Raw genomic sequence first — 8,720 nt, 5'->3', positions numbered from 1 at the left:
GCGGGTCGACCTCGTGTCCAGCCACGCGCTGTGACTTACCAGAGCCGCTCCGACGGCCAAAGTGATGGCGACCCGCCCGTCCCGCTCATCCCAAACTGAAACACGCCTTCTTCAGCAGTCTCCTAGCACGCTGGATTCAGGTTTTACCGATTCAAGAGCCCGGAATCGCCTTTCAGCGTGCTGAAACCGGAAATCCGCTTCCGCGCCGGCGACCCCCGCCAGCTTGGCCACCCTGGGCTCCCGGGTGTGCCATATTGAAACTGCTTGAACAGGAGGAGTCCCGATGGATGAACGGCAGAAGATGGCCGAGATGAACCAGTGGCTCGACCAGGTGTGTGCAGCGCTGCAGGTCGACCGCGATTTGATCGCCGAGGTGACTCCGGAGATCCTCGACCTCGTCGCTCGAGTGGCGCACGGGCCGTCCCGGCCGGGTGGCCCGCTGACCGCGATGGTGGTCGGCGTCGCGGCCACCCAGGACGCAGGCGGCTTCGCCGCCGGGGTGAACCAGGCGATCGAGCGCCTCGGGCCGCTGCTGGAGCAGTTCGAGAAGTAGGGAGGGACCCGTTGGCACGCTCGGGCGAGATCCGGATCAAGCGGATCTATGACGACCCCACAAGGGAAGACGGTTACCGAATCCTGGTGGATCGGATCTGGCCACGGGGACTGCGCAAGGACGACGCTGAGCTTGGCGAGTGGCTCAGGGAGGTTGGTCCGTCGGATGAACTTCGTCGCTGGTTCGGCCATGACCCGAAACGGTTCGCGGAGTTCGCTGATCGCTACCGCGCGGAGCTGCAGGAATCGGAGGCCCTCAAGCTCCTCCGGCAACGCGTCCAGGAGCATCCGGTTGTGACGTTGCTCTACAGCGCCCGGGATACCGAACACAACCAGGCCGTCGTCCTGCGCGACCTGCTGGCTTGATACGGCCCGCGTGCTGGCGGGACCTGCTCACCTGAGGACGGCCCCGCGTGCTGGCGGGACCTGCTGGCGAGGGCGGCCCTCGTCGCGGCGCGACCTGCTCACCTGAGGACGCCGCCCGTCCCGGCGGTCAGGTCCTGATCAGGAGCGAGAATCAGTAGCCGGCGAACTCCTCGGTGCGGATGTTGTCCTCGTTCACCCCGGCCGCGGTGAGCATGCTGCGCATCGCCTTCACCATGCCCGCCGGGCCGGACAGGTAATAGCCGGGTGCCCCGAGGTCGTCGACATGGCGGCGGAGCATCGCTTCGTCCACGCGGCCGCTTTCCTGCTGCCAACCGGCCGGCGGTGATTGGTAGACCGGCACGTACCGGAAGTTCGGGTTCGCGGCGGCCAGCCGCTCGAACTCATCGGCGAAGGGGGCGTCCTCGGCGGTCCTGTTGGAGTGGATCAACAGCAGTTGATGTCCGGTCCTGTCATGGCTGGCCTGCGAGACCATGCTCCTCACCGGGGTGACGCCGATGCCGCCGATGATGAATACCGCCGGCCTTGACTGCGTCCGGTGCAGTGTGAAGTCGCCATACGGGGCGTCAAGGATCACCTCGGTGCCGATCGGGAGGTTACGCAGGACCCGCTTGAACGCGGTATCCCGGAGCCGGGTGGCCACCATCAGGAAGTCCTCGTGCGGAGCCGACGCCAGCGAGAAACCACGGGTATTGCCCTCCGCATCAGTCTGCGGCGGGTCGATCAGCGTGATGTCGCAGAACTGCCCGGCCCGGTACTCAAACCCCTCGGGCTTGGCGAAGCGGAAGGCCATTGTCTCGTTGGCCACCAGGTCCTTCCCCAGCAACCTGACGGGCGTGATCATCCCGAACCACCTCCACCCGGCTCACTGCCGCCAGTAGTTGTTCGCCGCCGCCACGGTCTGGAAGTTGATCGCGACGACCTGGGACGCGGCGGTCAGGGCGTCACTGGAGTTCGAGTACCCGTGCCGCAGTGCGTGCAGCACCTCGGCGTCCGGTTGGGTGTACTTGACACCCCGCCGACTCAAGGTGATGGCCAACTCGAACCCCTCCTGGGGAGTGGCCGTGATGAGGCTGGTCAACCATTGATCTGTCACGTCGGTTCCTTCCAGTGGGAATCACGGAACCGAAATTCTACAGGTTAACTACATAAAAAACCGGTGACGAGCGATTTCAGGCCAGCTTGGAGATCTCATCCGCTGCGTCGTCGTAGGCGGCCAGCACATCACCGATGTCGATGAACTCCGGCAGGTCGGCGGCGCCCTGGTGGCTGAGCAGGTAGCGCAGGGTCGCCCGGGCAGTGGCCTGGTCGTCGGTCAGGCGGCCGTCGGTGAGTTCTGCCGCCCCGGCCAATGACAGCGTAACGGTGACGGTGCCGTCGTAGGACCCGGTGCTCATCGAGTAGCTACCGTCCTCCAACGGCTCGCACTGCAACTGCGGATCGGTCATCTCAGCTCCTTGGCGACTCGTTGTCCCGAGACGCGGCCGCCTCGGAGGGCCATCGTCCCTCGGCCCGGCTGGTGGCCCCGACGGCTTCCCTCCAAGCTACCCGCCTGGCTGGTTTCGCGACCGTGGGCCGGTTTGCCGCTCGTCCGGGCTGGGTTAAGACGTTGCATGCGAGCGCTTACTTGGCAAGGAATCGGCGACGTCCAGGTCCGCGAGGTGCCTGACCCGGTGATCCAGGAACCCACCGACGCGATCGTGCGGGTAACGGCCACCGCCATCTGCGGCTCGGACCTGCACCTGTACGACGTGCTGGCGCCCTTCCTGAAGTCGGGCGACGTGCTGGGCCACGAGTTCATGGGGGTGGTGGAGGCGGTCGGCGACGGCGTCGACGGGCTGCAGCCCGGCGATCGGGTCGTCGTCCCGTTCTGCATCGCCTGCGGGCACTGCTGGATGTGCCGACGCGGCCTGTTCGCACAGTGCGAGACCACCCAGGTCACCGAGCATGACAAGGGTGCCCGGCTGTTCGGATACACCTCGCTGTACGGGTCGGTGCCCGGTGGGCAGGCCGAACTGGTGCGCGTCCCGCACGCCGACTTCGGCCCGGTCAAGCTGCCGGACAACTTCCCCGACGAACGTTTCCTGTTCCTGAGTGATGTACTGCCGACCGCCTGGCAGGGCGTCGAGTTCGCCGACGTGGGCCCGGATGACACCTTGGCCGTGCTGGGCCTGGGGCCGATCGGGCAGATGGCGGTGCGGGTGGCCAGGCATCGCGGGGTCGGACGCGTCCTCGCTGTCGACCTGGTGGACGAACGGCTCGAGTACGCCCGGCAGTGGGGCGCCGAGGTGGTCGACTACCGGCAGGGGAACGACGTTGCCGCTGCGCTAAGCGAGCTGACCGACGGCCGCGGTCCGGACGCCGTGCTGGACGCGGTTGGCATGGAGGCTCACGGCAACCCGGTTGCCGGCGCAATGATCGCCGGTGCCGCGCGGCTGCCGAAGCCGGTCGGACGGCAGGCCATCGACAAGATCGGCGTCGATCGGCTGGACGCGCTGTACACGGCGATCAATGCGGTGCGGCGGGGCGGCACGGTCTCGGTGTCGGGTGTGTACGGCGGCGCGGTCGACCCGATGCCGCTGTTCACCATGTTCGACAAGGGCATCACGGTTCGCATGGGGCAGTGCCACGTGCAACGGTGGACCGACGAGTTGTTCGACCTTGCCAACCAGACCACTGACGTGCTGGGCCTGGAGGACTTCGCCACTCACCGGCTACCGCTGTCGGAGGCTCCCGACGCCTACGAGATGTTCCGGGACAAGCGCGATGGTTGCATCAAGGTGGTCCTGCATCCCTGACCAGGCGTCCACCGACGCCAGCCGCTGGGCGATCGCGGCTTCCACCGAGGTCCGGCCGACCAGCACGGGCGCGATTGAGCCGAGGATCGCCAGCCAGCCACACCGTCGGTGAGTTTGGTCACCCATGGGGGATGCGCAGGAGTAACGGCCAATGCGGAGGATCGCGCGGCGTACCCCCTGAGCCAGCCCAGCGTACTCGCTCACCAATCTTCCGAATTGTGGGCGCAGGGGCAGCCCGGGCGGCGGGAAGGGCCCCGGCGATGGGCTCATGGACGAGTGGAGCATAGGGGGCTCGAACCCCTGACCTACGGCTTGCAAAGCCGTCGCTCTACCAGCTGAGCTAATGCCCCCAGATCGCATTTGGCTCGCCCATCGTACTCGGGCGACGAGCGGCAGGGCAAAGCGTTGCCATCCACGCTGGGCCCGATTGTGGCATCCGCTTACTCTGGACGCTATGGTTTCGCCCTACCGCACGCAACGCGAGTGGTTGAGCCATGCCCTGCAACGGCGGTCGGTGCTGGAGGCGATGCGTCGTCCACAATCGGTGCTGACCGGGCTCGACCCGTGTGACGCCGACCCGATGCTCATCCGCTCTGCCCTGCACCACGGCACGCTGGCGGGACGCGACTGCCCGGTCTGCGCCTCCGAGCGACTAGTCGTGCTGAACTACGTCTTCGGTGACCAGCTGGGCCAGTTCTCCGGCCGGATCAAGTCGACCGAGGAACTGGTCGAGATGGAGCAGCAGTTCGGCGAGTTCAAGGTCAGGGTGGTCGAAGTGTGCCCAGACTGTGGCTGGAATCATCTGATTGAAACCTTCATACTTGGGGACGGTCAGCGACGACGACCCCCGCGCCGGCAACAGACAGTTGAGGACATCTATGGCTGAAAAGCAGTCCAACCGACCCAAACGAGCGTCGGAACCACCGCGCAAGCGGGTGGCCGGCAGCACCAGGCACGGCAAGCGTAAGCGTTCGGTGTTCGGCAACGTCATGCGTGCGCTGCTGATCATCCTGCTCGCCGGCGCACTGACGTTGACTGTGGGCGGCCTGGTCTTCTACGAGCGCGCCTCACTGCCGGACGCCAACGCCGAGTTCGAGACCCAGACCACCCGGCTCTACTTCCGCGACGGCAGCACCGAGCTGGGCCAGTTGGCGGTGCAGAACCGCACGGTGATCGGGTTCGACGAGATGCCGCAGTCGATCAAGGACGCCGTGGTGGCCGCCGAGGACCGCACCTTCTGGACCAACCGGGGCATCGACGTCAAGGGCCTCAGCCGTGCCGCGTGGGGGATCATCCGCAACCAGGAGATCGTCGGCGGCGGGTCCACGATCACCCAGCAGTACATCAAGATCCGCTACCTGACCAGCGAGCAGACCCTCGACCGCAAGCTCACCGAGCTGGCGCTGGCGGTCAAGATGAACCATGCGGCGTCCAAGGAGCAGGTGCTCGAGGGCTACCTGAACACCATCTACTTCGGCCGCGGCGCCTATGGTGTGCAGGCCGCCGCCCAGGTGTTCTTCGGGGTGGACGCCGCCGACCTGACCGTGCCGCAGTCGGCCGCGCTGGCGGCGATCATCAACCAGCCGTCCGCGCTCGACCCAGCCAATGGTGAACAGTCCCAGGCCGCGCTGCTGGAGCGTTACAACTACGTCCTCGACGGCATGCTCGACCCGGTCGGCGCCATCAGCCAGGCCGAGTACGACGAGTACTACGACCAGCTCCCGGAGTTCCCCCACATCCCGGCCGACAACGTCTACGGCGGCCCGAACGGGTTCCTGATCAAGATGGCGACCGACGAACTCGAGGTCAACGGGTTCACCCCCGAGCAGATCAACGGCGGCGGGCTCAGCATTTACCTGACCGTGGACGCCGAGATGCAGCAGGCCGCGATCGACGCCGCCGAGTCCACCGTGACCCAGGCGGTCGCTGCCGGCCGGCCGGACGCCGACCCCAACGGCCTGCACGTCGGGCTGGCGTCCATCGAGGTCGGCACCGGCGAGATCCTGGCCCTCTACGGCGGCCGCGACTACGTCGAGAACTCCCGCAACTGGGCCACCACGCCGCGCTATGCGGCGTCCACCTTCAAGGTCTGGGGTGCGGTGGCCGGGCTGCGCAACGGGTTCGGCCTGCAGTCGACGCTGCAGGGCAACTCCTACACCCCGCCCGGTGACTCGGTGCCGGTGCACAACGACTCCGGGGTCAACTACGGCGTCAGCACCCTGCTGAAGGCCATCATCGACTCGTCGAACACCACCTTCGTCGACATGGTCACCCGGATTCCGAACGGCACCGAAGAGGTGATCCGGGCGGCGAACGACGGCGGTATCCCCGAACACGAGTCCTGGCAGGCGCAGATGAACCGGCTGGTGCTGGGCGCCGGCGAGGTTACCGCGCTCGACAACGCCACCGGTTTCGCCACCCTGGCCAACAACGGGGTCCTCAACGACACCCACATCGTCGCCGAGGTGCGTGACGCCAACGGCAACGTCATCCACTCCGGCAACACCGAGGGTGAACAGACCATCGAGGAGGAGGTCACCCGCGACGTCACCTACGCGCTGTCGCAGGCGGTGGCCGGCTCGGTGCGCAACGCGGTGGGTGGCCGGGCCGTGGCCGGCAAGACCGGCACCGAGGGTGTCTCGGTGGGCCAGCAGGGCGTCACCGAAACCGTCACCCGGGCAGCCTGGCTGGTCGGGTACACCAAGCAGCTCGCCACCTCGGTGGTGATGGTCGCCGGCGAGTCCGGCAACGACAACCTGGACGTCTACGGCCCCGGCGGCAGCACCTTCTACGGTGCCGGCTATCCCACCACCGTCTGGAACGCCTACATGAGCCGGGCAGTGGCGGGGATGGAGTTCCTGCCGTTCGACCCGCCGGCGAACATCCAGCCCACGGTGCAGAACACCCTGGCACCCCCGGTGACACCTTCGGCCGAGCCCGAGCCCACCCCGGAGGAAACCTCCGCGGAGCCGACGCAGGAGCCGGAACCCACCGAAGAGCCGACCGAGACCGAGCCCCCACCGCCACCGACCACCACCCAGCAGCCGACCGAGCAGCCGACCCTCCCCGAGCCGTCGGTCAGCGTCCCCGAGGTCCCGGCCACCACCCGGCGGGCCGAGGTCCCGAACGGCTGGCCGTCAGACTGGGAGTGGCCGGGTAGCGGCGGCTGATCCGGGACCGGTTGGGGCACAATGGCCCGGTGACCCCAACCGCTGAACTGACCCAACGCCTCGGCGGCCCGGTCGGACGGCGGGCCCGGCGCACCGGGCTGTGGTTCAGCCCAGTCGTCTGGTCGCTGCTGGCAGCCACGGTCAGCTGGCTGCTGCTCGTCTGGCGCCAGGTGCCCTGTCGACCGGTCGGGGACAGCTTCCCCGACCCGTTCCTGCGGCTGTGCTACAGCGATATCCCGGTGCTCTACCTGGGCCGCGGCATCAGCACCGGAGCCGGCTTCTACACCGAGGTGGCTCTGGAGTACCCGGTGCTGATCGGCTACCTGATGGCCGCCGCCCGTGGCGTCACCCGGCTGCTGGGCGGTCAGGTCTCGCCCCAGGCCAGCCACGCCGAGCAGGTCGCGGCGTCCCAGATCTTCTTCCAGGTCACCGCGGTGGCATTGTTCGGCTGCTTCGTGGTCACGGTGCTCGCCCACCTCAGGATGTCCGGGCCGGTCCGGGCCAGGGACGCGTTGCTGATCGCGGCGTCCCCGGTCGTGCTGGCCGCCGGACTGATCAACTGGGACCTGCTGGCGGTGATGCTGACCTCGCTCGGGCTGTGGGCGTGGAGCCGGCGGCTGCCGGTGATCGCCGGCGGGCTGTTCGGGTTGGCGTTCGCCACCAAGTTCTACCCGGTCCTGGTTCTGGTCGCGATAACCCTGCTGTGCCTGCGGGCGGCCCGCTACCGGGCCGCCGGCCAGTTGTGGGGCGCTGCGGCAGTGGCCTGGCTGGCCGTCAACGTGCCGGTCATGGTCGCTGCCTGGGACGGCTGGTCGGAGTTCTGGACCCGCAACGCCGAACGCGGCGCCGACCTGGGCTCGATCTGGTACGTGCTGAAGCTGGTCGGGGTGTCGGTGCCGGCGCTGTCGGCGCTCGCGTTCCTGCTGATGGCCGCCGGCGGCATCGGGGTCGGCTGGCTGGTGTTGCGCGCCCCCCGGCGGCCCCGGGTGGCGCAGGTGGCGTTGCTGCTGCTGGTCATCTTCCTGGTCTTCAACAAGGTCTACTCGCCGCAGTACGCGCTGTGGCTGCTGCCGTTGGTGGTGCTGGCCCGGCCCAGGCCGGCCGACGTGGCGGTGTGGACGGCCGCCGAACTGGTCTACTTCGTGTCCATCTGGGGCTTCCTGCAAGGACTGCTCGGCCCGGGCAGCAATCCGCAGTGGGTTTACTGGCTGGCGGTGGTTCTGCGCTGCTACGTGCAGCTGTGGTTCGCGCTGCGGGTGGTCGACGACGTGATGCGCCCCTGGGAGGATCCGGTGCGGCTGCCCATGGTGGACGACCCGATCGGCGGGGTGCTGAACCACACCCCCGACGCCGGCTGGCTGGCAGCCCTGCAGGCGCGGTGGGCCCGGTGACCGCCCTGCGTGCCAACGCCGACCCGCGCCCGGTGATGGTCACCTGGCTGGCCACCCGCACCCTGCTGCTGGTCACGGCCGCCTGGATCATGTTCGACACCGGGGCGTCACTGGAGCAGGTGCTGGGGCAGTGGGACGTCGAGCACTACCTGGCGATCGCGCAGAACGGCTACCAGGACCCACTCGACGTGGCGTTCTTCCCGGGCCTGCCGCAGCTGATGCGGCTGCTGGCCGCGTTCGGTGTGCCGATGGTGATCGGGGCGACCATCGCCGCGCAGCTGGCATCCGCGCTGGCTGCGTGGGCGCTCTACCGGATCGGCGGGCCCTGGCTGGCCTGCCTGTGGCTGCTGGCGCCGATGACGGTCTTCACCGCGGTTGCCTACACCGAACCGTTCTTCTGCGCCGCCGCGTTCTGGGCGTGGCAG

General features: G+C 68.0%; 9 protein-coding genes, 1 tRNA gene and 1 pseudogene. 7 read left to right on the top strand and 4 right to left on the bottom strand.

Annotation, left to right across the window (positions count from 1 at the left end; translation table 11 throughout):
• The first annotated feature begins 283 nt into the window (after positions 1 to 283).
• Positions 284 to 553: a DUF6457 domain-containing protein gene (locus WBL05_RS04355; protein WP_424224009.1), complete on the top strand. Its 270-nt coding sequence runs from the start codon at positions 284 to 286 to the stop codon at positions 551 to 553.
• Positions 554 to 564: 11 nt separating this feature from the next.
• A complete protein-coding gene (locus WBL05_RS04350; RefSeq protein WP_424224008.1) occupies positions 565 to 918 on the top strand; it encodes a DUF488 domain-containing protein in 354 nt (117 codons plus the stop codon).
• A 151-nt stretch (positions 919 to 1,069) separates the two neighbouring features.
• Here WBL05_RS04350 and WBL05_RS04345 read toward each other — a convergent pair whose 3' ends face one another.
• From WBL05_RS04345 to WBL05_RS04335, 3 genes are all read right to left on the bottom strand, one after another.
• Complete coding sequence (locus WBL05_RS04345; RefSeq protein ID WP_424224007.1) at positions 1,070 to 1,780, bottom strand: ferredoxin--NADP reductase; 711 nt, start codon at positions 1,778 to 1,780, stop codon at positions 1,070 to 1,072.
• 21 nt (positions 1,781 to 1,801) lie between these two features.
• Complete coding sequence (locus tag WBL05_RS04340; RefSeq protein ID WP_424224006.1) at positions 1,802 to 2,032, bottom strand: hexameric tyrosine-coordinated heme protein; 231 nt, start codon at positions 2,030 to 2,032, stop codon at positions 1,802 to 1,804.
• A gap of 76 nt (positions 2,033 to 2,108) precedes the next feature.
• Positions 2,109 to 2,384: a hypothetical protein gene (locus WBL05_RS04335; protein WP_424224005.1), complete on the bottom strand. Its 276-nt coding sequence runs from the start codon at positions 2,382 to 2,384 to the stop codon at positions 2,109 to 2,111.
• A 165-nt stretch (positions 2,385 to 2,549) separates the two neighbouring features.
• On the opposite strand from WBL05_RS04335, the gene WBL05_RS04330 reads away from it, so the two are divergent.
• Positions 2,550 to 3,734: a zinc-dependent alcohol dehydrogenase gene (locus WBL05_RS04330; protein ID WP_424224004.1), complete on the top strand. Its 1,185-nt coding sequence runs from the start codon at positions 2,550 to 2,552 to the stop codon at positions 3,732 to 3,734.
• A gap of 277 nt (positions 3,735 to 4,011) precedes the next feature.
• Here WBL05_RS04330 and WBL05_RS04325 read toward each other — a convergent pair.
• Positions 4,012 to 4,084 (bottom strand) — tRNA-Ala (locus tag WBL05_RS04325).
• 104 nt (positions 4,085 to 4,188) lie between these two features.
• Between WBL05_RS04325 and WBL05_RS04320 the strand changes: the two genes are divergently transcribed.
• From WBL05_RS04320 to WBL05_RS04305, 4 genes and pseudogenes are all read left to right on the top strand, one after another.
• Positions 4,189 to 4,620, top strand: a complete 432-nt coding sequence (locus tag WBL05_RS04320) for a DUF5318 family protein (RefSeq protein ID WP_424224003.1) — start codon at positions 4,189 to 4,191, stop codon at positions 4,618 to 4,620.
• Complete coding sequence (locus tag WBL05_RS04315; RefSeq protein ID WP_424224002.1) at positions 4,613 to 6,904, top strand: transglycosylase domain-containing protein; 2,292 nt, start codon at positions 4,613 to 4,615, stop codon at positions 6,902 to 6,904. Before WBL05_RS04320 ends, WBL05_RS04315 begins: the two co-directional genes overlap by 8 nt.
• Before the next feature lie 29 nt (positions 6,905 to 6,933).
• On the top strand, positions 6,934 to 8,295 hold the full coding sequence (locus tag WBL05_RS04310; protein WP_424224001.1) for a glycosyltransferase family 87 protein: 1,362 nt from the start codon (positions 6,934 to 6,936) through the stop codon (positions 8,293 to 8,295).
• A pseudogene (locus tag WBL05_RS04305) lies at positions 8,292 to 8,720 on the top strand (hypothetical protein); the annotation flags it as partial. The gene WBL05_RS04310 and the pseudogene WBL05_RS04305, both read left to right, overlap by 4 nt.

Source organism: Brooklawnia sp., assembly GCF_049651565.1.
GTDB lineage: Bacteria > Actinomycetota > Actinomycetes > Propionibacteriales > Propionibacteriaceae > Brooklawnia.
The sequence above is the reverse complement of the archived record's forward strand: the minus strand, read 5'-3'. Positions and strand labels throughout refer to the sequence as shown.